Here is a 25,486-nt window from a genome sequence, read left to right as displayed (position 1 = left end):
GGAAGCGGCTGAAATGCATTTTCGCGCCATAACCCGAATCGTTGGTCTGTTAGTCATTCTATTTTCCGTGACCATGATTATTCCTGGGTTGGTAGCTTTAATTTATCGCGATGGTGCTGGCCGAGCTTTCACCCAGACTTTCTTCGCAGCGCTACTGATTGGTTCTTTTTTGTGGTGGCCTAACCGGCGGCAAAAAAGTGAGTTGAAACCACGAGAAGGGTTCCTGATCGTCGTCTTGTTCTGGACGGTGTTGGGGAGCGTGGGTGCGCTGCCTTTTATCTTCGCGGAACAACCGAATCTCACTATTACTGATGCATTCTTTGAATCGTTCTCGGGTTTAACTACCACCGGTGCGACAACGCTTGTCGGGCTGGATACGCTTCCTCACGCCATTCTGTTTTATCGGCAAATGTTGCAGTGGTTTGGCGGCATGGGGATCATCGTGCTGGCAGTGGCCATTCTGCCGATTCTGGGCGTCGGCGGGATGCAGCTATACCGTGCCGAAATGCCGGGGCCGCTTAAAGATAATAAGATGCGCCCGCGTATTGCAGATACCGCAAAAACTCTGTGGATTATTTATGTTCTGTTAACTGTCGCTTGTGCGTTGGCACTTTGGTTTGCAGGGATGCCTGCGTTTGATGCAATAGGTCACAGCTTTGCGACTATCGCGATTGGTGGTTTTTCTACTCATGATGCCAGCGTCGGTTATTTCGACAGCCCAACCATTAATACAATTATCGCCATCTTCTTGCTGATTTCCGGTTGTAACTATGGCCTGCACTTCTCTCTATTAAGCGGGCGTAATATAAAAGTCTATTGGCGTGACCCTGAGTTCCGCATGTTTATTGGCGTGCAACTGACGCTGGTGGCTATCTGTACCTTAGTACTCTGGTTCCACAACACTTACCAAACCGCCCTGCTTACGCTAAACCAGGCATTCTTCCAGGTGGTCTCGATGGCGACGACCGCCGGGTTTACGACTGATAGTATTGCTCGCTGGCCTCTATTCTTACCGGTGCTGTTGTTGTGCTCTGCTTTTATAGGGGGGTGTGCTGGTTCGACCGGTGGTGGTCTGAAGGTCATCCGTATTCTGTTGCTGTTCAAACAAGGCAACCGCGAACTGAAGCGACTTGTTCACCCCAATGCGGTCTATAGCATCAAGCTTGGCAATCGAGCCCTGCCCGAACGTATCCTTGAAGCAGTATGGGGATTCTTTTCTGCCTATGCGCTGGTGTTTATCCTCAGCATGCTCGCGATTATCGCCACCGGCGTGGATGATTTCTCCGCCTTTGCTTCAGTGGCGGCAACGCTGAATAATCTCGGCCCAGGTTTGGGGGTTGTGGCTGATAACTTCGCCAGCATGAATCCTGTGGCAAAATGGATATTGATAGCCAATATGCTGTTTGGTCGTCTTGAAGTGTTTACTTTACTTGTACTGTTTACGCCAACCTTCTGGCGAGAGTAATCGGAGCCTGCTGTGAGAACGTTGATTCTATTTTCGACCCGCGATGGTCAAACTCGCGAGATTGCTTCTTATATAGCATCTGAACTTAAAGAGCTGGGCGCCGAGAGTGATGTGGTTAATCTGCATCGCAGTGGCGAGATCGCCTGGGGAAACTACGAACGCGTCGTTATTGGCGCTTCTATTCGCTATGGGCATTTCCATTCGTCAGTGGCTGCGTTTGTGAAAAAGCATCAGCAAGCATTGAATAAGATTCCCAGCGCTTTCTTTTCCGTAAACCTGGTCGCCCGTAAACCAGAGAAGCGTTCTCCTCAAACCAACTCTTATACGCGTAAGTTCTTGCTGACCTCCCCGTGGCAGCCAAATCATTGCGCGGTGTTTGCGGGTGCACTGCGTTATCCGCGTTATCGCTGGTATGATCGCGTGATGATTCGTTTGATTATGAAGATGACGGGCGGTGAAACAGATATCAGCAAAGAAGTTGTTTATACAGATTGGCCTCAGGTGGCGCGTTTCGCCCACGAGATAGCGCACTTAAACAGCAAATAGTGTCCAAAACACCCTGTTTGATGAAAAAAGATGCGCTCAGTCATTTATTTGCAATAAACACTTGTCAGCTCCCAGAAAATCCCTATACTGCGCCTCCACTGACACGGCACAACGGCTTACAAACCGGCCCGTCAGCCAGATGAAAAGCGAAAATAAACGCTTGACTCTGAAAGAGGAAAGCGTAATATACGCCACCTCGAGTTAGCAAGCGAAAGCGCCTGACTCACTGCTCTTTAACAATTTATCAGACAATCTGTGTGGGCACTCGCAGGATTGATATCTCAGATACCTTCGGGTATCAAAAAAATATCAAGTCTTGAAGAGTGACCAAGCAGTAATTCATTTAGTTGAATTATTACGAAAGTTAATTTTTGAGCACCGCTTCACGAGTTGAAGAAAATCAAGCTTTTAATTGAAGAGTTTGATCATGGCTCAGATTGAACGCTGGCGGCAGGCCTAACACATGCAAGTCGAGCGGTAGCACAGGGAGCTTGCTCCTGGGTGACGAGCGGCGGACGGGTGAGTAATGTCTGGGAAACTGCCTGATGGAGGGGGATAACTACTGGAAACGGTAGCTAATACCGCATAACGTCTTCGGACCAAAGAGGGGGACCTTCGGGCCTCTTGCCATCAGATGTGCCCAGATGGGATTAGCTAGTAGGTGAGGTAATGGCTCACCTAGGCGACGATCCCTAGCTGGTCTGAGAGGATGACCAGCCACACTGGAACTGAGACACGGTCCAGACTCCTACGGGAGGCAGCAGTGGGGAATATTGCACAATGGGCGCAAGCCTGATGCAGCCATGCCGCGTGTATGAAGAAGGCCTTCGGGTTGTAAAGTACTTTCAGCGAGGAGGAAGGCATTGTGGTTAATAACCGCAGTGATTGACGTTACTCGCAGAAGAAGCACCGGCTAACTCCGTGCCAGCAGCCGCGGTAATACGGAGGGTGCAAGCGTTAATCGGAATTACTGGGCGTAAAGCGCACGCAGGCGGTCTGTCAAGTCGGATGTGAAATCCCCGGGCTCAACCTGGGAACTGCATTCGAAACTGGCAGGCTAGAGTCTTGTAGAGGGGGGTAGAATTCCAGGTGTAGCGGTGAAATGCGTAGAGATCTGGAGGAATACCGGTGGCGAAGGCGGCCCCCTGGACAAAGACTGACGCTCAGGTGCGAAAGCGTGGGGAGCAAACAGGATTAGATACCCTGGTAGTCCACGCCGTAAACGATGTCGACTTGGAGGTTGTTCCCTTGAGGAGTGGCTTCCGGAGCTAACGCGTTAAGTCGACCGCCTGGGGAGTACGGCCGCAAGGTTAAAACTCAAATGAATTGACGGGGGCCCGCACAAGCGGTGGAGCATGTGGTTTAATTCGATGCAACGCGAAGAACCTTACCTACTCTTGACATCCAGAGAATTTGCTAGAGATAGCTTAGTGCCTTCGGGAACTCTGAGACAGGTGCTGCATGGCTGTCGTCAGCTCGTGTTGTGAAATGTTGGGTTAAGTCCCGCAACGAGCGCAACCCTTATCCTTTGTTGCCAGCGGTTCGGCCGGGAACTCAAAGGAGACTGCCAGTGATAAACTGGAGGAAGGTGGGGATGACGTCAAGTCATCATGGCCCTTACGAGTAGGGCTACACACGTGCTACAATGGCGCATACAAAGAGAAGCGACCTCGCGAGAGCAAGCGGACCTCATAAAGTGCGTCGTAGTCCGGATCGGAGTCTGCAACTCGACTCCGTGAAGTCGGAATCGCTAGTAATCGTAGATCAGAATGCTACGGTGAATACGTTCCCGGGCCTTGTACACACCGCCCGTCACACCATGGGAGTGGGTTGCAAAAGAAGTAGGTAGCTTAACCTTCGGGAGGGCGCTTACCACTTTGTGATTCATGACTGGGGTGAAGTCGTAACAAGGTAACCGTAGGGGAACCTGCGGTTGGATCACCTCCTTACCTAATAGATACGAACTTGCGTAGTGCTCACACAGATTGTCTGATGAAAGTAAATGAGCAAAAAGCGATATCCTGCAAAGGATTATTCGTGTCCCCATCGTCTAGAGGCCCAGGACACTGCCCTTTCACGGCTGTAACAGGGGTTCGAATCCCCTTGGGGACGCCATCTTAAGATAATGATGTGAAAGACATTATCACCGAATATCTCAAAACTGACTTTCGAGTCACGTTTGAGATATTGCTCTTTAAAAATCCGGAACAAGCTGAAAATTGAAACGACACACTGTTTCCTTTCTCCGTAATAAGAAAGGAAAATGCGGTGTGTTCGAGTCTCTCAAATTTTCGCAACATCGATTGTGTCTTACGAGACATCTTCGGGTTGTGAGGTTAAGCGACTAAGCGTACACGGTGGATGCCCTGGCAGTCAGAGGCGATGAAGGACGTGCTAATCTGCGATAAGCGTCGGTAAGGTGATATGAACCGTTATAACCGACGATTTCCGAATGGGGAAACCCAGTGCAATTCGTTGCACTATCGTTAAGTGAATACATAGCTTAACGAAGCGAACCGGGGGAACTGAAACATCTAAGTACCCCGAGGAAAAGAAATCAACCGAGATTCCCCCAGTAGCGGCGAGCGAACGGGGAGCAGCCCAGAGTCTGAATCAGTTTGTGTATTAGTGGAAGCGTCTGGAAAGTCGCAGGGTACAGGGTGATACTCCCGTACACAAAAATGCACATGCTGTGAACTCGAAGAGTAGGGCGGGACACGTGGTATCCTGTCTGAATATGGGGGGACCATCCTCCAAGGCTAAATACTCCTGACTGACCGATAGTGAACCAGTACCGTGAGGGAAAGGCGAAAAGAACCCCGGCGAGGGGAGTGAAACAGAACCTGAAACCGTGTACGTACAAGCAGTGGGAGCCTCTTTTATGGGGTGACTGCGTACCTTTTGTATAATGGGTCAGCGACTTATATTCTGTAGCAAGGTTAACCGTATAGGGGAGCCGCAGGGAAACCGAGTCTTAACTGGGCGTTAAGTTGCAGGGTATAGACCCGAAACCCGGTGATCTAGCCATGGGCAGGTTGAAGGTTGGGTAACACTAACTGGAGGACCGAACCGACTAATGTTGAAAAATTAGCGGATGACTTGTGGCTGGGGGTGAAAGGCCAATCAAACCGGGAGATAGCTGGTTCTCCCCGAAAGCTATTTAGGTAGCGCCTCGTGAACTCATCTTCGGGGGTAGAGCACTGTTTCGGCTAGGGGGCCATCCCGGCTTACCAACCCGATGCAAACTCCGAATACCGAAGAATGTTATCACGGGAGACACACGGCGGGTGCTAACGTCCGTCGTGAAGAGGGAAACAACCCAGACCGCCAGCTAAGGTCCCAAAGTCATGGTTAAGTGGGAAACGATGTGGGAAGGCACAGACAGCCAGGATGTTGGCTTAGAAGCAGCCATCATTTAAAGAAAGCGTAATAGCTCACTGGTCGAGTCGGCCTGCGCGGAAGATGTAACGGGGCTAAACCATGCACCGAAGCTGCGGCAGCGACGCTTATGCGTTGTTGGGTAGGGGAGCGTTCTGTAAGCCGTTGAAGCTGGACTGTGAGGTCTGGTGGAGGTATCAGAAGTGCGAATGCTGACATAAGTAACGATAAAGCGGGTGAAAAACCCGCTCGCCGGAAGACCAAGGGTTCCTGTCCAACGTTAATCGGGGCAGGGTGAGTCGACCCCTAAGGCGAGGCCGAAAGGCGTAGTCGATGGGAAACAGGTTAATATTCCTGTACTCGGTGTTACTGCGAAGGGGGGACGGAGAGGGCTATGTTAGCCGGGCGACGGTTGTCCCGGTTTAAGCATGTAGGCGGAGAGTTTAGGTAAATCCGGACTCTTATTCAACGCTGAGGTGTGATGACGAGGCACTACGGTGCTGAAGTAACAAATGCCGCACTTCCAGGAAAAGCCTCTAAGCATCAGGTAACATCAAATCGTACCCCAAACCGACACAGGTGGTCAGGTAGAGAATACCAAGGCGCTTGAGAGAACTCGGGTGAAGGAACTAGGCAAAATGGTGCCGTAACTTCGGGAGAAGGCACGCTGTCGGTAGGTGAAGCGATTTACTCGTGGAGCTGAAGGCAGTCGAAGATACCAGCTGGCTGCAACTGTTTATTAAAAACACAGCACTGTGCAAACACGAAAGTGGACGTATACGGTGTGACGCCTGCCCGGTGCCGGAAGGTTAATTGATGGGGTTAAGCGCAAGCTGAAGCTCTTGATCGAAGCCCCGGTAAACGGCGGCCGTAACTATAACGGTCCTAAGGTAGCGAAATTCCTTGTCGGGTAAGTTCCGACCTGCACGAATGGCGTAATGATGGCCAGGCTGTCTCCACCCGAGACTCAGTGAAATTGAAATCGCTGTGAAGATGCAGTGTACCCGCGGCAAGACGGAAAGACCCCGTGAACCTTTACTATAGCTTGACACTGAACACTGGTCCTTGATGTGTAGGATAGGTGGGAGGCTTTGAAGCGAGGACGCCAGTTCTTGTGGAGCCAACCTTGAAATACCACCCTTTAATGGCTGGTGTTCTAACGTAGACCCGTAATCCGGGTTGCGGACAGTGTCTGGTGGGTAGTTTGACTGGGGCGGTCTCCTCCTAAAGCGTAACGGAGGAGCACGAAGGTTAGCTAATCACGGTCGGACATCGTGAGGTTAGTGCAAAGGCATAAGCTAGCTTGACTGCGAGAGTGACGGCTCGAGCAGGTGCGAAAGCAGGTCTTAGTGATCCGGTGGTTCTGAATGGAAGGGCCATCGCTCAACGGATAAAAGGTACTCCGGGGATAACAGGCTGATACCGCCCAAGAGTTCATATCGACGGCGGTGTTTGGCACCTCGATGTCGGCTCATCACATCCTGGGGCTGAAGTAGGTCCCAAGGGTATGGCTGTTCGCCATTTAAAGTGGTACGCGAGCTGGGTTTAGAACGTCGTGAGACAGTTCGGTCCCTATCTGCCGTGGGCGCTGGAGAATTGAGGGGGGCTGCTCCTAGTACGAGAGGACCGGAGTGGACGCATCACTGGTGTTCGGGTTGTCATGCCAATGGCATTGCCCGGTAGCTAAATGCGGAAAAGATAAGCGCTGAAAGCATCTAAGCGCGAAACTTGCCCCGAGATGAGTTCTCCCTGACCCTTTAAGGGTCCTGAAGGAACGTTGAAGACTACGACGTTGATAGGCTGGGTGTGTAAGCGTAGCGATACGTTGAGCTAACCAGTACTAATGATCCGTGAGGCTTAACCTTACAACACCGAAGGTGTTTTGGTTGAGAGACTAAGCATTTGATTTTCAGCTTGAACCGAGATTAAGTTGATGGTTGTGTGAATAACGCAACGGTTAACAAAACAGAATATGCCTGGCGGCACTAGCGCGGTGGTCCCACCTGACCCCATGCCGAACTCAGAAGTGAAACGCCGTAGCGCCGATGGTAGTGTGGGGTCTCCCCATGCGAGAGTAGGGAACTGCCAGGCTCCAATTAAGCAAAAAGCCCTGTACTGACGTACAGGGCTTTTTGCTGTCTGCAATAAAATAGTCGTGAACAATGTTGAACACCGCTGGCGGTGGTCCCGGAGGGGAGTACCAGGATGATATGAGTAATTTATCAACCTCCTGGTATAACCCCTGTCACGCAAGCGAACCCCTGGCATATAAGGTAAACTAACTGGGTTTAAACTCAGGAAAGATACCCAACATGAGCACTTCTCTTAAACCTTTCAATACATTTGGTATTCAGGCTAACGCTTCACGTATTGTCATTGCTGAAACAGTACAGCAATTAAAAGACGCCTGGAGTGAGACAGTGGCAGCAAATATGCCCGTTTTGATCTTGGGTGAGGGAAGTAACGTTCTCTTTCTTGAGGATTACTCCGGTACCGTAATTGTTAACCGAATTTCAGGCATTCAAGTTACAGAAGAGCAAGATGCCTGGTATTTACATGTTGGCGCGGGGGAAAACTGGCATCATCTGGTTGAATATACCTTACAGCAAGGAATGCCAGGGCTTGAAAACCTGGCTTTAATTCCAGGATGTGCCGGATCTTCACCTATTCAAAATATCGGTGCCTATGGTGTAGAGCTCAAAAGCGTCTGTCATTACGTTGATTGTGTCGATTTGCTCAGCGGTGAGATGCATCGCCTGGATAATTCACAGTGCCAGTTTGGCTATCGCGACAGTATTTTTAAGCATGAATATCAGAATCACTATGCAATTATTGCTGTGGGATTACGTTTGCCAAAATTATGGCAGCCAGTATTAAGTTATGGTGATTTAACCCGGCTTGACGCTGCAAATGTCACGCCGCAGGAAGTGTTTAATGCAGTTTGCCATATGCGTATGACAAAACTTCCGGATCCGCGTGTTAACGGAAATGCGGGAAGCTTTTTCAAGAATCCAGTCATTACTGCCGAACAGGCATCTGTGCTTATTGCTACTTTCGCCGCCATTCCACATTACCCTCAGCCCGATGGGTCAATAAAACTGGCGGCAGGCTGGTTAATCGATCAGTGCCAGTTGAAGGGTTACAAGGTTGGTGGTGCAACAGTGCATCAACAGCAAGCTCTGGTATTAATAAATGAAAACGGCGCTTCCAGCCTGGATGTTGTGGGTCTGGCTCATCACGTTCGCCAGTGTGTCGGGGATAAATTTAAAGTATGGTTGGAACCCGAAGTTCGCTTCATAGGTACGTGTGGCGAAGTTAGCGCTGTGGAGACCATTGCATGAAAGATAATAAAATTCCTCTGACACTAATTAGTATTCTTGCAGATGGCGAGTTTCACTCTGGTGAGCAGTTAGGTGAGCAGCTTGGTATGAGTCGGGCGGCCATAAATAAACACATCCAAACTTTAAGAGATTGGGGTGTTGATGTTTTTACCGTGCCTGGAAAAGGGTATAGCCTACCCGATCCCATTCAGTTGCTTGATGAAGAACTTATAAAATTGCAGATTGATACAGGCTCAGTTACGGTTCTCCCTGTCATTGACTCCACCAATCAGTTTTTACTCGACCGACTTGAAACACTTCACTCGGGGGATGCCTGTATTGCTGAATATCAGCAGGCGGGTCGAGGTCGTCGAGGACGTCAGTGGTTTTCACCCTTCGGTGCTAATCTTTACCTGTCCATGTACTGGCGACTCGAGCAAGGTCCTGCGGCAGCTGTTGGCTTAAGTCTTGTCATTGGGATTGTTATGGCCGAGGTACTACGTGAACTAGGTGCTGAAGATGTCAGAGTTAAGTGGCCAAATGACCTATATCTCAACGATCGTAAACTTGCTGGTATTCTGGTTGAATTGACTGGTAAAACTGGAGATGCCGCGCAGATTGTTATTGGGGCAGGTATTAATCTTGCAATGCGTAATGTAGCGACGGATGTGATTAATCAAAGCTGGATTAATCTTCAGGAAGCCGGAATTAATATAGATCGTAATGCGTTAGCTATTAGAATCATAAAAGAATTGCGAAAAGCATTACAGTTATTTGAAGATGAAGGTTTAGTACCTTTCCTGCCGCGTTGGGAGCCACTGGATAACTTTATTCATCGCCAGGTGAAGTTAATAATTGGGGATAGAGAAATACACGGCATTTCAAGAGGGATTAACGAGCAAGGTGGATTGTTATTAGAGCAGGACGGAGTCGTTAAACCTTGGGTGGGTGGAGAAATATCACTGCGTGGCGTTAACTAATTCGCACGGGGGATTTTATCCCCCCGCTTTTTTATTTCCTTAGCCGTACGCACTCAACTTCGTGATTTGAGCTTTTCGTCATGATCAGGCTGGCACGCTCACGAGTTGGTAGTATATTTTCTTTTAGGTTCCGCCAGTTAATCTCTTTCCATAGCTGTAATGCGACATTAACAGCTTCATCCTCTGAGAGCTTCGCATAGCTGTGGAAATAAGAGTCAGGGTCGGTAAATGCACCTTCACGGAACTTCAGGAATCGCGTGATATACCAATCTTGTAGCAGATCTTCTGGCGCATCGACATAAATCGAAAAATCGACAAAGTCTGATACAAATACATGATGTGGATCGTGTGGGTAATCCATGCCGCTTTGCAAAACATTTAATCCTTCAAGGATTAAAATATCAGGCTGAGCAACTGTTTTATCACCATCAGGAATAACATCATAAATAAGGTGAGAATAGACTGGTGCAGTCACATTCGGTGCCCCTGATTTAATATCAGAAACGAACTTCACCAAACGGTGCATATCGTAGGATTGTGGGAATCCTTTTTTCTTCATCAGATTGCGTTCTTTCAACACTTTATTCGGATGCAGAAAACCATCAGTGGTAATCAATTCCACACGACGATGCTCAGGCCAGCGACTCAGCAGAGCTTGCAGCACGCGAGCGGTTGTACTTTTCCCGACCGCAACGCTTCCGGCGATACTAATGACGTAGGGAATACGTTGCCCATTAGTGCCGAGAAATTGCTCTAACACTGCCTGTCGGCGTAGGTTTGAACTGATATAAAAATTCAATAGCCGTGAAAGAGGCAGGTAAATTTCTGCAACTTCCTCTAAAGAGAGGTCCTCATTGATACCCTTCAACTGAGCGATCTCACCTTCAGTCAAGGTCATCGGTACTGAGTCGCGCAAGGCTGCCCATTGGTTGCGGTTGAACTGCATATAAGGAGTCGTCAACATTTGCTCTTTATTACTCATAAGCATGCTTCTGCCTGTAATTCAGGACAAAAATGAACGTAGTACGCGGACTGAGAAAAGGATACTCATCTCAGGAAATCAAAGGCGTGCAACGTATATTACTTTTCACAATGGGCAGGAGGGTAACACCAGATGAGTGAGAATAATAAGAAAAAAACAAAGTGATGATGCTTTCAGAGGAAAGCATCACGTTGTGGTGTGACTTCAACTTGCTATGCGCTGCGCAAATTGATTAACGGCGTATAAGCTATTTGTAATAGATGACGGCGGGAAGATAAAAGCCGTATGACGAACCGGTATAGTCAGGCAACACCCCAAACAGCGGTATCTTCATTCCTTCTCTTTGGTGGGCATATCAAACTCATGCCTCACTCAAACAAGTAGTGTTCCAAACGCCGCGTAGTGGGTATATCCATTGTTTCCAGACACCGGACACGAAATTTACATAAAAGAGCACATCGAAAAGAAAGGAATGCATGACGAAGATGCATTAAAGCGTGAAAAAAGGCAGTTTGAATACATCACCTCCGTATCCCGCGTACAAAAATCACTCTGTAATGATGATTAATCCACCAGTTTTACGAGCTATCGCGCAAAATATAAGCGGTAGTGCATTTTCTTTAATTTTTTTGTTGCATCATGGAGCCGGTGTTCCTAGAATGCGCGCTACTTGATGCCGACTTAGCTCAGTAGGTAGAGCAACTGACTTGTAATCAGTAGGTCACCAGTTCGATTCCGGTAGTCGGCACCATCAAGTGCTTGGTGGGGTTCCCGAGCGGCCAAAGGGAGCAGACTGTAAATCTGCCGTCATCGACTTCGAAGGTTCGAATCCTTCCCCCACCACCATTTTCAGGCAACGCTATGCGTAGCCCGAGGCGACGAGATCCAACTAGTCGACTCGAATACTAAGGAGCCTCTCCTTAGTTAAAACAGAATTCAAGCAGGTAGCCGAGTTCCAGAGATGCGGGCATCGTATAATGGCTATTACCTCAGCCTTCCAAGCTGATGATGTGGGTTCGATTCCCACTGCCCGCTCCAGATGTGCTGATATAGCTCAGTTGGTAGAGCGCACCCTTGGTAAGGGTGAGGTCGGCAGTTCGAATCTGCCTATCAGCACCACCTCCTTTATCCTTCCTGTTTCTCTTCTGTTAATGAATTCAACAAATTCAGGCTTTCGCCTGGTTGATGTGGTGATATCACCGATTTATCCGTGTCTTAGAGGGACAATCGATGTCTAAAGAAAAATTTGAACGTACAAAACCGCACGTCAACGTCGGTACTATCGGCCACGTTGACCATGGTAAAACCACTCTGACTGCAGCAATCACTACCGTTCTGGCTAAAACCTACGGTGGTTCTGCTCGTGCTTTCGACCAGATCGATAACGCACCAGAAGAAAAAGCTCGTGGTATCACCATCAACACTTCCCACGTTGAATATGACACCCCGACTCGCCACTATGCGCACGTTGACTGCCCAGGGCACGCCGACTACGTTAAAAACATGATCACCGGTGCTGCTCAGATGGACGGCGCTATCCTGGTTGTTGCTGCGACTGATGGCCCAATGCCACAGACTCGTGAGCACATCCTGCTGGGTCGTCAGGTTGGCGTTCCTTACATCATCGTGTTCCTGAACAAATGCGACATGGTTGATGATGAAGAGCTGCTGGAACTGGTAGAAATGGAAGTTCGTGAACTTCTGTCTATGTACGACTTCCCAGGCGACGATACTCCAATCGTACGTGGTTCAGCGCTGAAAGCACTGGAAGGCGACGCGGATTACGAAGCTAAAATCATCGAACTGGCTGGCTTCCTGGATACTTATATCCCAGAACCAGAACGTGCTATCGACAAGCCGTTCCTGCTGCCAATCGAAGACGTATTCTCCATCTCCGGCCGTGGTACCGTTGTTACCGGTCGTGTAGAGCGCGGTATCGTTAAAGTTGGTGAAGAAGTTGAAATCGTTGGTATCAAAGATACCGTGAAATCAACCTGTACTGGCGTTGAAATGTTCCGCAAACTGCTGGACGAAGGCCGTGCTGGTGAGAACGTTGGTGTTCTGCTGCGTGGTATTAAACGTGAAGATATCGAACGTGGTCAGGTACTGGCTAAGCCAGGCTCAATCAAGCCGCACACCCAGTTCGAATCTGAAGTTTATATTCTGTCCAAAGATGAAGGCGGCCGTCATACTCCGTTCTTCAAAGGCTACCGTCCACAGTTCTACTTCCGTACAACTGACGTGACTGGCACCATCGAACTGCCAGAAGGCGTTGAGATGGTAATGCCGGGCGACAACATCAAAATGGTTGTTACCCTGATCCACCCAATCGCGATGGATGACGGTCTGCGTTTCGCAATCCGTGAAGGCGGCCGTACTGTAGGTGCGGGCGTTGTTGCTAAAGTTATCGCTTAATCGCTGATAACATTTGACGCAACGCGCAAGAAAAGGGCATCATTTGATGCCCTTTTTGTACGCTCTCTACCCAGAACCTGGCTCATCAGTGATTTTTTACTCATAATCATTGCTGAGACAGGCTCTGAAGATGGCGTTATACCGAATAGCACCTGAGTAATAGCCGTTCGGTTTGGTTTTGCCTCGCATATGCGGGGCAAAAATGTTTGTCTGAATTACTGTGACGGGTTGGTTTATGAGTGCGAATACCGAAGCTCAAGGAAGCGGGCGCGGCCTGGAAGCGATGAAATGGCTGGCAGTTGCTGCTCTGCTTATTGTGGCGATCGTGGGCAACTACATTTATCGTGATGTGTCTCTGCCTCTGCGTGCCCTGGCAGTGGTTGTGCTGATTGCTGCAGCGGGTGGTGTCGCGCTGTTAACGACGAAAGGCAAAGCGACAGTTGCTTTCGCCCGCGAAGCGAGAACCGAAGTTCGTAAAGTGATTTGGCCAACTCGGCAGGAGACTTTACACACCACCTTAATCGTGGCGGCTGTTACAGCTGTAATGTCACTGATTTTGTGGGGGCTGGACGGTATTCTTGTCCGCCTGGTTTCTTTTATTACTGGCCTGAGGTTCTGAGATGTCTGAAGCCCCTAAAATGCGCTGGTACGTCGTTCAGGCGTTTTCCGGTTTTGAAGGCCGCGTAGCAACATCGCTGCGTGAGCATATCAAATTGCACAACATGGAAGAGTTGTTTGGTGAAGTCATGGTTCCGACCGAAGAAGTGGTCGAAATCCGTGGTGGCCAACGTCGCAAAAGCGAACGTAAATTCTTCCCGGGCTATGTTCTGGTCCAGATGGTAATGAACGATGCTAGCTGGCACCTGGTGCGCAGCGTGCCTCGAGTGATGGGTTTCATCGGCGGTACATCTGACCGTCCTGCACCAATCAGCGATAAAGAAGTTGATGCGATTATGAACCGCCTGCAGCAGGTTGGTGACAAGCCGCGTCCTAAAACGCTGTTTGAGCCAGGCGAAATGGTACGCGTCAGTGATGGTCCATTTGCCGACTTTAACGGTGTGGTTGAAGAAGTAGATTACGAAAAGAGCCGCTTGAAGGTTTCTGTATCTATCTTTGGTCGTGCTACGCCGGTTGAGCTGGATTTTGCTCAGGTAGAGAAAGCCTAATAATTAGGTTGTAAAAGCAGCGATTATTCGTTGCACAAGGCGCGAGATTGGACTACAATTTCGCGCCTTTTGTTTTTATGCGTCTTGTACGTATGAAACGATTTATTCACGGGGAGCCTTCATTGTGTAAGGCGCTATAACCCACTAGAGGAAATTAAGATGGCTAAGAAAGTACAAGCCTACGTCAAGCTGCAAGTTGCAGCTGGTATGGCGAACCCAAGTCCACCAGTTGGTCCAGCTCTGGGTCAGCAAGGTGTGAACATCATGGAATTCTGTAAAGCGTTCAACGCCAAAACTGATTCCATGGAGAAAGGTCTGCCAATTCCGGTTGTTATTACCGTTTACGCTGACCGTTCTTTCACTTTCGTTACTAAAACTCCACCAGCTGCTGTTCTGTTGAAGAAAGCTGCAGGTATCAAGTCTGGTTCTGGCAAGCCGAACAAAGACAAAGTGGGTAAAGTGACCCGTGCTCAGGTGCGTGAAATCGCAGAAACCAAAGCTGCGGACATGACTGGTTCTGACGTTGAAGCGATGACTCGCTCCATCGAAGGTACTGCTCGTTCCATGGGCCTGGTAGTGGAGGATTAAGAAATGGCTAAACTGACCAAGCGCATGCGCGTGATCCGTGACAAAGTTGATGCAACTAAACAGTATGACATCAACGAAGCCGTTGCTCTTCTCAAAGAGCTGGCCACTGCGAAATTCGTAGAAAGCGTTGACGTTGCTGTAAACCTCGGCATCGACGCTCGTAAATCTGACCAGAACGTACGTGGTGCAACTGTACTGCCGCACGGTACTGGCCGTTCAGTTCGCGTAGCCGTATTTGCCCAAGGCCCTAACGCTGAAGCAGCTAAAGCTGCTGGCGCTGAGCTGGTAGGTATGGAAGATCTGGCTGACCAGATCAAAAAAGGCGAAATGAACTTTGACGTTGTTATCGCATCTCCAGATGCAATGCGCGTTGTTGGCCAACTGGGCCAGGTTCTGGGTCCACGTGGCCTGATGCCTAACCCGAAAGTTGGTACTGTAACTCCTAACGTTGCTGAAGCGGTTAAGAACGCTAAAGCTGGTCAGGTTCGTTACCGTAACGACAAAAACGGCATCATTCACACCACCATCGGTAAAGTGGATTTTGACACTGACAAACTGAAAGAAAACCTGGAAGCTCTGCTGGTTGCGCTGAAAAAAGCTAAACCATCTCAAGCTAAAGGCGTTTTCATTAAGAAAGTTAGCCTGTCTACCACTATGGGTGCAGGTGTTGCGATCGACCAGTCTGGTCTGAGCGCAGTAGTGAACTAAGATTCACTGCTTTACGCGGGCGTTCGATTAGTCTAAAATCTTACGCCCGTTGCCTTGCAATGCAGGGCACACAGAATTTTCGGTTGGAGCCTGGCCTTATCCAGGCCTCCGTCCAAGACCGCAGGAGTTTCGCAAGAGACTTAATCCCCTGCGTAGACGGTGACAGAACCTGAAGAATATTTTTGATAGTCTTTGGCTTGTTTCTGCTCACCGTATGTCGACGTTCATTATCGTTTTGGTAATGAATGAAGTGAGTTCCGGGGGAAACCCCGGCTAATATCCAGGAGCAAAGCTAATGGCTTTAAATCTTCAAGACAAACAAGCGATTGTTGCTGAAGTCAGCGAAGTAGCCAAAGGTGCGCTGTCTGCGGTTGTTGCGGATTCCCGTGGCGTGACCGTAGGTAAAATGACTGAACTGCGTAAAGCAGGTCGTGAAGCTGGCGTTTACATGCGTGTTGTTCGTAACACCCTGCTGCGCCGCGTTGTTGAAGGTACTCAGTTTGAGTGCCTGAAAGACACGTTTGTTGGTCCAACCTTGATTGCATATTCTATGGAACACCCGGGCGCTGCTGCTCGTCTGTTCAAAGAATTCGCTAAAGCGAATGCAAAATTCGAGGTTAAAGCTGCAGCCTTTGAAGGTGAGCTGATCCCGGCGGCCCAGATCGATCGCCTGGCAACTCTGCCAACTTACGAAGAAGCAATCGCACGCCTGATGGCAACCATGAAAGAAGCCTCTGCAGGCAAACTGGTTCGCACTCTGGCTGCTGTACGCGATCAGAAAGAAGCTGCTTAATAGCACTTTTCTTTCTCACGCATTTGCTTACGTATAAACTTATTCTGATTTTCAGGAACAATTGTTATGTCTATCACTAAAGATCAAATCATTGAAGCAGTATCCGCTATGTCTGTAATGGACATTGTTGAACTGATTTCTGCAATGGAAGAAAAATTCGGTGTTTCCGCTGCTGCTGCTGTTGCAGGCCCTGCTGCTGCTGCTGAAGCTGTAGAAGAGAAAACTGAGTTCGACGTTATTCTGAAAGCTGCTGGCGCTAACAAAGTTGCCGTCATCAAAGCAGTACGTAGCGCAACTGGTCTGGGCTTGAAAGAAGCTAAAGACCTGGTTGAATCCGCTCCAGCTGCGCTGAAAGAAGGCGTGAGCAAAGATGACGCAGAAGCACTGAAAAAATCTCTGGAAGAAGCTGGCGCTGAAGTTGAAGTTAAATAAGCCAACCTTTCCGGTTGCAGCCTGAGAAATTAGGCTGATGGCTGGTGACTTTTTAGTCACCAGCCTTTTTGCGCTGTAGGGTACCAGTAGCGTTTCACACTGTTTGACTGCTGGTTTCCATTCAATGTTTGTCTCTATCTACGCCTTAATATACTACGACTTTCTACGCCGGGAGTTCCGGGGTAAAGCGTAGCGAAATGGTTTAAGAGTGATAGAAACAGGTATTGCGGAAAGTGTTCCACTTTCCGGTCCACAAAATAGTGTTGCACAAACTGTCCCCTTGTCGGGCAGATGGGTCGACTTGTCAGCGAGCTGAGGAACCCTAATGGTTTACTCCTATACCGAGAAAAAACGTATTCGTAAGGATTTTGGAAAGCGTCCACAAGTTTTGGACATTCCTTATCTCCTTTCTATCCAGCTTGACTCGTTCCAGAAGTTCATCGAGCAAGATCCTGAAGGCCAGTACGGTCTGGAAGCGGCTTTCCGTTCCGTGTTCCCTATTGCAAGCTACAGCGGTAACTCTGAGCTGCAATATGTGAGCTATCGTCTGGGTGAGCCGGTATTTGACGTTAAAGAATGTCAGATCCGCGGCGTGACGTATTCCGCTCCCCTGCGCGTAAAACTGCGTCTGGTGATCTACGAGCGTGAAGCGCCGGAAGGCACCGTTAAAGATATTAAAGAACAAGAAGTCTACATGGGTGAAATTCCACTCATGACTGATAACGGCACCTTCGTTATCAACGGTACTGAGCGTGTTATCGTTTCTCAGTTACACCGTAGCCCAGGCGTGTTCTTCGATAGTGACAAAGGTAAAACCCACTCTTCCGGGAAGGTGCTGTATAACGCACGTATCATCCCTTACCGTGGTTCCTGGCTGGATTTCGAATTCGACCCGAAAGACAACCTGTTCGTGCGTATCGACCGTCGCCGTAAACTGCCTGCGACTATCATTCTGCGTGCATTGCAGTTCACCACTGAGCAGATTCTTGATCTGTTCTTTGAGAAAGTTTATTTCGAAATCCGTGACAACAAGCTGCAGATGGAATTGGTGCCAGAACGCCTTCGTGGTGAGACTGCATCCTTTGACATCGAAGCTAACGGCAAAATCTATGTCGAAAAAAGCCGCCGTATTACAGCGCGCCATATTCGCCAACTGGAAAAAGACGATATTAAGCTTATCGAAGTTCCGGTTGAATACATTGCTGGTAAAGTCGCGGCTAAAGACTACGTTGATGCATCGACTGGCGAACTGATTTGCCCGGCGAACATGGAACTGTCTTTGGATCTGTTGGCAAAACTGAGCCAGTGTGGTCATAAGCGTATCGAAACGCTGTTTACCAACGACCTGGATCACGGCGCATACATTTCTGAGACCATCCGTGTCGACCCAACCAACGATCGCCTTAGCGCACTGGTTGAAATCTATCGCATGATGCGTCCTGGCGAGCCACCAACTCGCGAAGCGGCTGAAAACCTGTTCGAGAACCTGTTCTTCTCCGAAGACCGTTATGACTTGTCAGCGGTTGGTCGTATGAAGTTCAACCGTTCCCTGCTGCGTGATGAGATCGAAGGTTCAGGTATCCTGAGCAAAGACGACATCATCCAGGTAATGCGTAAGCTGATCGGCATTCGTAACGGTCAAGGCGAAGTGGATGATATCGACCACCTCGGCAACCGTCGTATCCGTTCCGTAGGCGAAATGGCGGAAAACCAATTCCGCGTTGGCCTGGTACGTGTTGAGCGTGCGGTGAAAGAGCGTCTGTCTCTGGGCGATCTCGATACCCTGATGCCTCAGGATATGATCAACGCCAAGCCTATCTCTGCTGCGGTTAAAGAGTTCTTCGGTTCCAGCCAGCTGTCTCAGTTTATGGACCAGAACAACCCGTTGTCTGAGATTACGCACAAACGTCGTATCTCCGCACTCGGCCCGGGTGGTTTGACCCGTGAGCGTGCAGGCTTCGAAGTACGTGACGTACACCCAACCCACTACGGTCGTGTATGTCCAATCGAAACCCCTGAAGGTCCGAACATCGGTCTGATCAACTCCCTGTCTGTTTATGCACAGACTAACGAATACGGTTTCTTAGAAACTCCGTATCGTCGCGTTGTTGAAGGTGTTGTCACTGACGAAATCCATTACCTTTCTGCAATTGAAGAAGGTAACTACGTTATTGCTCAGGCGAACACCAATCTGGACGAAGAAGGCCGTTTCGTAGACGACCTGGTAACTTGCCGTAGCAAAGGCGAATCCAGCTTGTTCAGCAACGACCAGGTTGACTACATGGACGTTTCCACCCAACAGGTAGTTTCCGTCGGTGCGTCCCTGATTCCGTTCCTGGAACACGATGACGCCAACCGTGCATTGATGGGTGCGAACATGCAACGTCAGGCCGTTCCAACTCTGCGTGCTGATAAGCCGCTGGTTGGTACTGGTATGGAACGTGCTGTTGCCGTTGACTCCGGTGTTACTGCGGTTGCTAAACGTGGCGGTACTGTTCAGTACGTTGATGCGTCTCGTATCGTTATCAAAGTTAACGAAGACGAAATGCTGGCTGGTGAAGCTGGTATCGACATCTACAACCTGACCAAATACACCCGTTCGAACCAGAACACCTGCATCAACCAGATGCCATGTGTTTCTTTGGGCGAACCTGTTGAACGTGGCGATGTGTTGGCAGACGGTCCGTCTACTGACCTCGGTGAACTGGCTCTTGGCCAGAACATGCGCGTAGCGTTCATGCCGTGGAACGGTTACAACTTCGAAGACTCCATCCTCGTATCCGAGCGTGTTGTTCAGGAAGATCGTTTCACCACTATTCACATCCAGGAACTGGCATGTGTGTCTCGTGACACCAAGCTGGGGCCAGAAGAGATCACCGCTGACATCCCGAACGTGGGTGAAGCAGCTCTCTCTAAACTGGATGAATCCGGTATCGTTTATATCGGTGCTGAAGTGACCGGTGGCGACATTCTGGTTGGTAAGGTAACGCCTAAAGGCGAAACCCAGCTGACTCCAGAAGAGAAACTGCTGCGTGCAATCTTCGGTGAGAAAGCGTCTGACGTTAAAGACTCTTCTCTGCGCGTACCAAACGGCGTTTCCGGTACCGTTATCGATGTGCAGGTCTTTACCCGCGATGGCGTGGAAAAAGACAAGCGCGCGCTGGAAATCGAAGAGATGCAACTTAAGCAGGCGAAGAAAGACCTGACTGAAGAACTGCAGATCTTTGAAGCTGGTCTGTTTGCTCGTATCCATGCTGTGCTGGTTGCTGGCGGTGTTGAAGCTGAGAAGCTCGACAAATTGCCACGCGATCGCTGGTTGGAACTGGGTCTGACTGACGAAGAGAAGCAAAACCAGCTGGAACAGCTGGCAGAGCAGTACGACGAGCTGAAGCACGAGTTTGAGAAGAAACTTGAAGCTAAGCGCCGCAAAATCACTCAGGGCGATGACCTGGCACCTGGCGTGCTGAAAATCGTTAAAGTGTATCTGGCCGTTAAACGTCAGATCCAGCCTGGTGACAAGATGGCAGGTCGTCACGGGAACAAAGGTGTTATCTCCAAGATCAATCCGATCGAAGATATGCCTTACGATGAAAACGGCACGCCGGTAGACATCGTACTGAACCCGTTGGGCGTACCATCTCGTATGAACATCGGTCAGATTCTGGAAACCCACTTGGGTATGGCTGCTAAAGGCATCGGCGAGAAAATCAACGCTATGCTGAAGAAGCAGGAAGAAGTTTCCAAGCTGCGTGAATTCATCCAGAAAGCCTATGATTTGGGTTCTGATATTCGTCAGAAAGTTGACCTGAACACCTTCACTGATGATGAAGTTCTGCGTCTGGCTGAGAACCTGAAAAAAGGTATGCCGATTGCTACTCCTGTCTTCGACGGTGCAAAAGAGTCGGAAATCAAAGAGCTGCTGAAACTGGGTGACCTGCCGACTTCTGGCCAGATCACACTGTTCGACGGCCGCAGTGGTGAGCAGTTTGAGCGTCCAGTAACCGTAGGTTACATGTACATGCTGAAACTGAACCACTTGGTTGATGACAAAATGCACGCGCGTTCTACCGGTTCTTACAGCCTGGTTACTCAGCAGCCGCTGGGTGGTAAGGCTCAGTTCGGTGGTCAACGCTTCGGTGAGATGGAAGTGTGGGCACTGGAAGCTTACGGTGCTGCTTATACCCTGCAGGAAATGCTGACTGTTAAATCTGATGACGTTAATGGCCGTACCAAGATGTATAAAAACATCGTGGATGGTAACCATCAGATGGAACCAGGCATGCCGGAATCCTTCAACGTATTGTTGAAAGAAATCCGTTCGCTGGGTATCAACATCGAGCTGGAAGACGAGTAATTACTCGCATCTGCTGTACTGGTTACAGGATGTCCGGGTCACACCGGACGTCTCTGAGAAGTCTCACTCCGACGGGAGCTAATCCGTGAAAGACTTACTTAAGTTTCTGAAAGCGCAAACTAAGACCGAAGAGTTTGATGCGATCAAAATCGCTCTGGCATCGCCAGACATGATCCGTTCTTGGTCGTTCGGCGAAGTTAAAAAGCCGGAAACCATTAACTATCGTACGTTCAAACCAGAACGTGACGGTCTGTTCTGTGCTCGTATTTTTGGGCCAGTAAAAGACTATGAGTGCCTGTGCGGTAAGTACAAGCGCCTGAAACACCGTGGTGTAATTTGTGAGAAGTGCGGCGTTGAAGTAACCCAAACTAAGGTGCGCCGTGAGCGCATGGGTCACATCGAGCTGGCTTCCCCAACTGCACACATTTGGTTCCTGAAGTCACTGCCGTCTCGTATCGGCTTGCTGCTGGATATGCCACTGCGTGATATCGAACGTGTACTTTACTTCGAATCTTATGTGGTTATCGAAGGCGGTATGACCAACCTCGAGCGTCGTCAGATCCTGACTGAAGAGCAGTATCTGGATGCGCTGGAAGAGTTCGGTGACGAATTCGATGCGAAGATGGGTGCGGAAGCTATTCAGGCCTTGTTGAAAAACATGGATCTGGAGCAAGAGTGTGAAACTCTGCGCGAAGAGCTGAACGAAACCAACTCCGAAACCAAACGTAAAAAGCTGACCAAGCGTATCAAACTGCTGGAAGCGTTCGTTCAGTCTGGTAACAAACCAGAGTGGATGATCCTGACAGTTCTGCCGGTTCTGCCGCCAGATCTGCGTCCATTAGTTCCGCTGGATGGCGGTCGTTTCGCAACGTCAGATCTGAACGATCTGTATCGTCGCGTTATCAACCGTAACAACCGTTTGAAACGCCTGCTGGATCTGGCTGCTCCTGACATCATCGTACGTAACGAAAAACGTATGTTGCAAGAAGCGGTAGATGCCCTGCTGGATAACGGCCGTCGCGGTCGTGCGATCACCGGTTCTAACAAGCGTCCTCTGAAATCTTTGGCTGATATGATCAAAGGTAAGCAGGGTCGTTTCCGTCAGAACTTGTTGGGTAAACGTGTTGACTACTCTGGTCGTTCTGTAATCACCGTAGGTCCATACCTGCGTCTGCATCAGTGCGGTCTGCCTAAGAAAATGGCACTGGAGCTGTTCAAACCGTTCATCTACGGCAAGCTGGAACTGCGTGGTCTTGCTACCACCATTAAAGCTGCGAAGAAAATGGTTGAGCGCGAAGAAGCTGTCGTTTGGGATATCCTGGACGAAGTTATCCGCGAACACCCGGTACTGCTGAACCGTGCACCAACTCTGCACCGTTTGGGTATCCAGGCATTTGAGCCAGTACTGATCGAAGGTAAAGCTATCCAGCTGCACCCGCTGGTTTGTGCGGCATATAACGCCGACTTCGATGGTGACCAAATGGCAGTACACGTTCCACTGACGCTTGAAGCTCAGTTGGAAGCGCGTGCGCTGATGATGTCTACCAACAACATCCTGTCACCAGCGAACGGCGAGCCAATCATCGTTCCTTCTCAGGACGTTGTATTGGGTCTGTACTACATGACCCGTGACTGTGTTAACGCCAAAGGCGAAGGCATGGTGCTGACTGGCCCTAAAGAAGCTGAGCGTATCTATCGCGCAGGTCTGGCCTCTCTGCATGCGCGTGTAAAAGTGCGTATCACCGAGTACGAAAAAGACGAAAACGAAGAGTTCGTTGCGAAAACCAGCATTATCGACACCACCGTTGGTCGTGCGATTCTGTGGATGATCGTACCGAAAGGTCTGCCTTACTCCATCATCAACCAGGCGTTGGGTAAGAAAGCAATCTCCAAAATGCTGAACACTTGTTACCGCATTTTGGGTCTGAAGCCGACCGTAATCTTTGCTGACCAAACCATGTACACCGGCTTTGCCTATGCGGCACGTTCAGGTGTTTCTGTTGGTATCGATGACATGGTCATCCCAGCGAAGAAAACTGAAATCATCTCTGAAGCGGAAGCTGAAGTTGCTGAAATTCAGGAACAGTTCCAGTCCGGTCTGGTAACAGCGGGCGAGCGTTATAACAAAGTTATCGATATCTGGGCTGCGGCGAACGATCGTGTATCCAAAGCGATGATGGACAACCTGCAAACCGAATCCGTTATTAACCGTGACGGCGTCGAAGAGCAGCAAGTTTCCTTCAACAGCATTTACATGATGGCTGACTCCGGTGCTCGTGGTTCTGCGGCACAGATTCGTCAGTTGGCAGGTATGCGTGGTCTGATGGCTAAGCCAGATGGCTCCATCATCGAAACGCCAATCACCGCGAACTTCCGTGAAGGTCTGAACGTACTCCAGTACTTCATCTCCACGCACGGTGCTCGTAAAGGTCTGGCGGATACCGCACTGAAAACTGCGAACTCCGGTTATCTGACGCGTCGTCTGGTTGACGTTGCACAGGATCTGGTTGTTACCGAAGACGATTGTGGCACCCTGGAAGGTATCACGATGACTCCGGTTATCGAAGGCGGCGACGTTAAAGAACCACTGCGCGATCGCGTACTGGGTCGTGTAACGGCTGAAGACGTCCTGAAACCAGGTACTGCTGATATCCTGATTACACGTAACACTCTGCTTCATGAGCAAATGTGTGACCTGTTAGAAGCTAACTCTGTTGATAGCGTGAAAGTACGTTCTGTTGTGGGTTGTGAAACTGACTTCGGCGTATGTGCACACTGCTATGGTCGTGACCTTGCGCGTGGCCACATCATCAACAAAGGTGAAGCAATCGGGGTTATCGCGGCACAGTCCATCGGTGAACCTGGTACTCAGCTGACGATGCGTACGTTCCACATCGGTGGTGCGGCATCTCGTTCTGCTGCTGAATCAAGCATTCAGGTTAAGAACAAAGGTAGCCTCAAACTCAGCAACGCTAAGTCGGTTGTGAACTCTGCCGGGAAACTGGTCATCACTTCTCGTAACACCGAGCTGAAACTGATTGACGAATTCGGTCGTACTAAAGAGAGCTATAAAGTTCCTTATGGTGCGGTAATGGGTAAAGGTGATGGCGAGCAGATTGCAGCGGGCGAGACCGTAGCAAACTGGGATCCGCACACCATGCCAGTCGTTTCCGAAGTAAGTGGTTTCATCCGCTTTACTGACATGATCGACGGCCAGTCCATTACTCGTCAGACCGACGAACTGACAGGTCTTTCATCTTTGGTTGTTCTGGATTCTGCAGAACGTACCACCGGTGGTAAAGATCTGCGTCCAGCGCTGAAAATTGTTGATGCCCAGGGCAATGACGTACTGATTCCAGGTACCGATATGTCTGCGCAGTACTTCCTGCCAGGTAAAGCAATTGTTCAGTTGGAGGATGGTACTCAGATTCACTCTGGTGACGCCCTGGCGCGTATTCCTCAGGAATCCAGTGGTACCAAGGACATCACCGGTGGTCTGCCACGCGTTGCGGATCTGTTCGAAGCACGTCGTCCGAAAGAGCCTGCGATCCTTGCTGAAATCAGCGGTATCATCTCGTTCGGTAAAGAAACCAAAGGCAAACGCCGTCTGGTTATCTCTCCACTCGACGGCAGCGATGCTTACGAAGAGATGATTCCGAAATGGCGCCAGCTGAACGTGTTCGAAGGTGAACGTGTTGAACGTGGTGACGTTGTTTCCGATGGTCCAGAATCTCCGCATGACATCCTGCGTCTGCGTGGCGTGTATGCTGTGACTCGTTACATCACCAACGAAGTGCAGGACGTTTACCGTCTGCAAGGCGTTAAGATTAACGATAAACACATCGAAGTCATCGTGCGTCAGATGTTGCGTAAAGCAACTATCGTTAGCGCTGGTGGTTCTGACTTCCTGGAAGGTGAGCAGGCTGAATACTCTCGCGTCAAGATCGCTAACCGCGAACTGGAAGCGAACGGCAAGATCAACGTGACCTTTGCGCGTGATCTGCTGGGTATCACCAAAGCCTCTCTGGCAACCGAGTCCTTCATCTCCGCGGCATCGTTCCAGGAGACAACTCGTGTGCTTACCGAAGCAGCTGTTGCGGGTAAACGTGACGAACTGCGCGGCCTGAAAGAGAACGTTATCGTGGGTCGTCTGATCCCAGCTGGTACCGGTTATGCGTACCACCAGGATCGTATGCGCCGTCGTGCAGCGGGCGAAGCGCCAGTTGTACCTCAGGTGACTGCAGCAGATGCAACTGCCAGCCTGGCAGAATTGTTGAATGCAGGTAATCTGGGCGGAAGCGATAACGATTAATCGTTAGAGACGCCAAAAACAAAAACCGCTCGAAAGAGCGGTTTTTT

The 25,486-nt window shown here is 49.7% G+C and carries 14 protein-coding genes, 5 tRNA genes and 3 rRNA genes; 21 read left to right on the top strand and 1 reads right to left on the bottom strand.

Features of this window, described 5'->3' with window-relative positions; translation table 11 throughout:
* Positions 1 to 13: 13 nt before the first annotated feature.
* The 8 genes from trkH to birA all read left to right on the top strand — a co-directional run bounded on the left by trkH (position 14) and on the right by birA (position 9,689).
* Complete coding sequence (trkH, locus tag MNO13_RS23240; protein ID WP_064541422.1) at positions 14 to 1,465, top strand: Trk system potassium transporter TrkH; 1,452 nt, start codon at positions 14 to 16, stop codon at positions 1,463 to 1,465.
* Positions 1,466 to 1,477: 12 nt separating this feature from the next.
* Positions 1,478 to 2,011: a menaquinone-dependent protoporphyrinogen IX dehydrogenase gene (hemG, locus tag MNO13_RS23235; protein ID WP_064541421.1), complete on the top strand. Its 534-nt coding sequence runs from the start codon at positions 1,478 to 1,480 to the stop codon at positions 2,009 to 2,011.
* A gap of 409 nt (positions 2,012 to 2,420) precedes the next feature.
* Positions 2,421 to 3,960, top strand: a 16S ribosomal RNA gene (locus tag MNO13_RS23230).
* A 90-nt stretch (positions 3,961 to 4,050) separates the two neighbouring features.
* Positions 4,051 to 4,126 (top strand) — tRNA-Glu (locus MNO13_RS23225).
* Between the two features lie 219 nt (positions 4,127 to 4,345).
* Positions 4,346 to 7,254: ribosomal RNA gene (locus MNO13_RS23220) — 23S ribosomal RNA — on the top strand.
* A gap of 110 nt (positions 7,255 to 7,364) precedes the next feature.
* A 5S ribosomal RNA gene (rrf, locus tag MNO13_RS23215) occupies positions 7,365 to 7,480 on the top strand.
* The 16S, 23S and 5S rRNA genes sit together here with 1 tRNA gene alongside, the layout of an rRNA operon.
* A 221-nt stretch (positions 7,481 to 7,701) precedes the next feature.
* Positions 7,702 to 8,730, top strand: a complete 1,029-nt coding sequence (murB, locus tag MNO13_RS23210; RefSeq protein ID WP_064541417.1) for a UDP-N-acetylmuramate dehydrogenase — start codon at positions 7,702 to 7,704, stop codon at positions 8,728 to 8,730.
* Entirely contained in the window at positions 8,727 to 9,689 is a 963-nt protein-coding gene (birA, locus tag MNO13_RS23205; RefSeq protein ID WP_121814556.1) for a bifunctional biotin--[acetyl-CoA-carboxylase] ligase/biotin operon repressor BirA, read from the top strand. Before murB ends, birA begins: the two co-directional genes overlap by 4 nt.
* Positions 9,690 to 9,720: 31 nt before the next feature.
* Here the strand turns inward: birA and coaA are convergent, their stop codons facing one another.
* Entirely contained in the window at positions 9,721 to 10,671 is a 951-nt protein-coding gene (coaA, locus tag MNO13_RS23200) for a type I pantothenate kinase (RefSeq protein WP_064541419.1), read from the bottom strand.
* A 675-nt stretch (positions 10,672 to 11,346) separates the two neighbouring features.
* Here coaA and MNO13_RS23195 point away from each other — a divergent pair.
* The 13 genes from MNO13_RS23195 (at position 11,347) to rpoC (ending at position 25,439) form a co-directional block, all read left to right on the top strand.
* A tRNA-Thr gene (locus tag MNO13_RS23195) sits at positions 11,347 to 11,422 on the top strand.
* Positions 11,423 to 11,432: 10 nt separating this feature from the next.
* Positions 11,433 to 11,517, top strand: a tRNA-Tyr gene (locus MNO13_RS23190).
* A 117-nt stretch (positions 11,518 to 11,634) separates the two neighbouring features.
* Positions 11,635 to 11,709: transfer RNA gene (locus MNO13_RS23185), tRNA-Gly, on the top strand.
* Between the two features lie 5 nt (positions 11,710 to 11,714).
* Positions 11,715 to 11,790, top strand: a tRNA-Thr gene (locus tag MNO13_RS23180).
* A gap of 111 nt (positions 11,791 to 11,901) precedes the next feature.
* Positions 11,902 to 13,086 (top strand): elongation factor Tu, encoded by a 1,185-nt coding sequence (tuf, locus tag MNO13_RS23175; protein WP_121814555.1) that lies wholly within the window; start codon positions 11,902 to 11,904, stop codon positions 13,084 to 13,086.
* Between the two features lie 235 nt (positions 13,087 to 13,321).
* Positions 13,322 to 13,705: a preprotein translocase subunit SecE gene (gene secE / locus MNO13_RS23170; protein WP_034461807.1), complete on the top strand. Its 384-nt coding sequence runs from the start codon at positions 13,322 to 13,324 to the stop codon at positions 13,703 to 13,705.
* A 1-nt stretch (position 13,706) separates the two neighbouring features.
* Positions 13,707 to 14,252, top strand: a complete 546-nt coding sequence (gene nusG, locus MNO13_RS23165; protein WP_034461806.1) for a transcription termination/antitermination protein NusG — start codon at positions 13,707 to 13,709, stop codon at positions 14,250 to 14,252.
* Positions 14,253 to 14,411: 159 nt separating this feature from the next.
* Positions 14,412 to 14,840: a 50S ribosomal protein L11 gene (rplK, locus tag MNO13_RS23160; protein WP_064541401.1), complete on the top strand. Its 429-nt coding sequence runs from the start codon at positions 14,412 to 14,414 to the stop codon at positions 14,838 to 14,840.
* Positions 14,841 to 14,843: 3 nt separating this feature from the next.
* On the top strand, positions 14,844 to 15,548 hold the full coding sequence (gene rplA / locus MNO13_RS23155) for a 50S ribosomal protein L1 (RefSeq protein WP_064541398.1): 705 nt from the start codon (positions 14,844 to 14,846) through the stop codon (positions 15,546 to 15,548).
* Between the two features lie 295 nt (positions 15,549 to 15,843).
* Positions 15,844 to 16,341 (top strand): 50S ribosomal protein L10, encoded by a 498-nt coding sequence (gene rplJ / locus MNO13_RS23150; protein ID WP_034461803.1) that lies wholly within the window; start codon positions 15,844 to 15,846, stop codon positions 16,339 to 16,341.
* A gap of 66 nt (positions 16,342 to 16,407) precedes the next feature.
* Positions 16,408 to 16,773 (top strand): 50S ribosomal protein L7/L12, encoded by a 366-nt coding sequence (gene rplL / locus MNO13_RS23145; RefSeq protein WP_034461801.1) that lies wholly within the window; start codon positions 16,408 to 16,410, stop codon positions 16,771 to 16,773.
* Positions 16,774 to 17,098: 325 nt separating this feature from the next.
* The gene (gene rpoB / locus MNO13_RS23140) at positions 17,099 to 21,127 is read left to right on the top strand and encodes a DNA-directed RNA polymerase subunit beta (RefSeq protein ID WP_064541394.1); all 4,029 of its coding nucleotides are present in this window, start codon (positions 17,099 to 17,101) and stop codon (positions 21,125 to 21,127) included.
* Between the two features lie 85 nt (positions 21,128 to 21,212).
* Positions 21,213 to 25,439 carry a DNA-directed RNA polymerase subunit beta' gene (gene rpoC / locus MNO13_RS23135; RefSeq protein ID WP_064541391.1) on the top strand — a complete coding sequence of 1,409 codons (4,227 nt, stop codon included), beginning with the start codon at positions 21,213 to 21,215 and terminating at the stop codon, positions 25,437 to 25,439.
* Positions 25,440 to 25,486: the final 47 nt, after the last annotated feature.

It is taken from the genome of Buttiauxella ferragutiae, assembly GCF_022637515.1.
GTDB lineage: Bacteria > Pseudomonadota > Gammaproteobacteria > Enterobacterales > Enterobacteriaceae > Buttiauxella > Buttiauxella ferragutiae.
The sequence above is the reverse complement of the archived record's forward strand: the minus strand, read 5'-3'. Positions and strand labels throughout refer to the sequence as shown.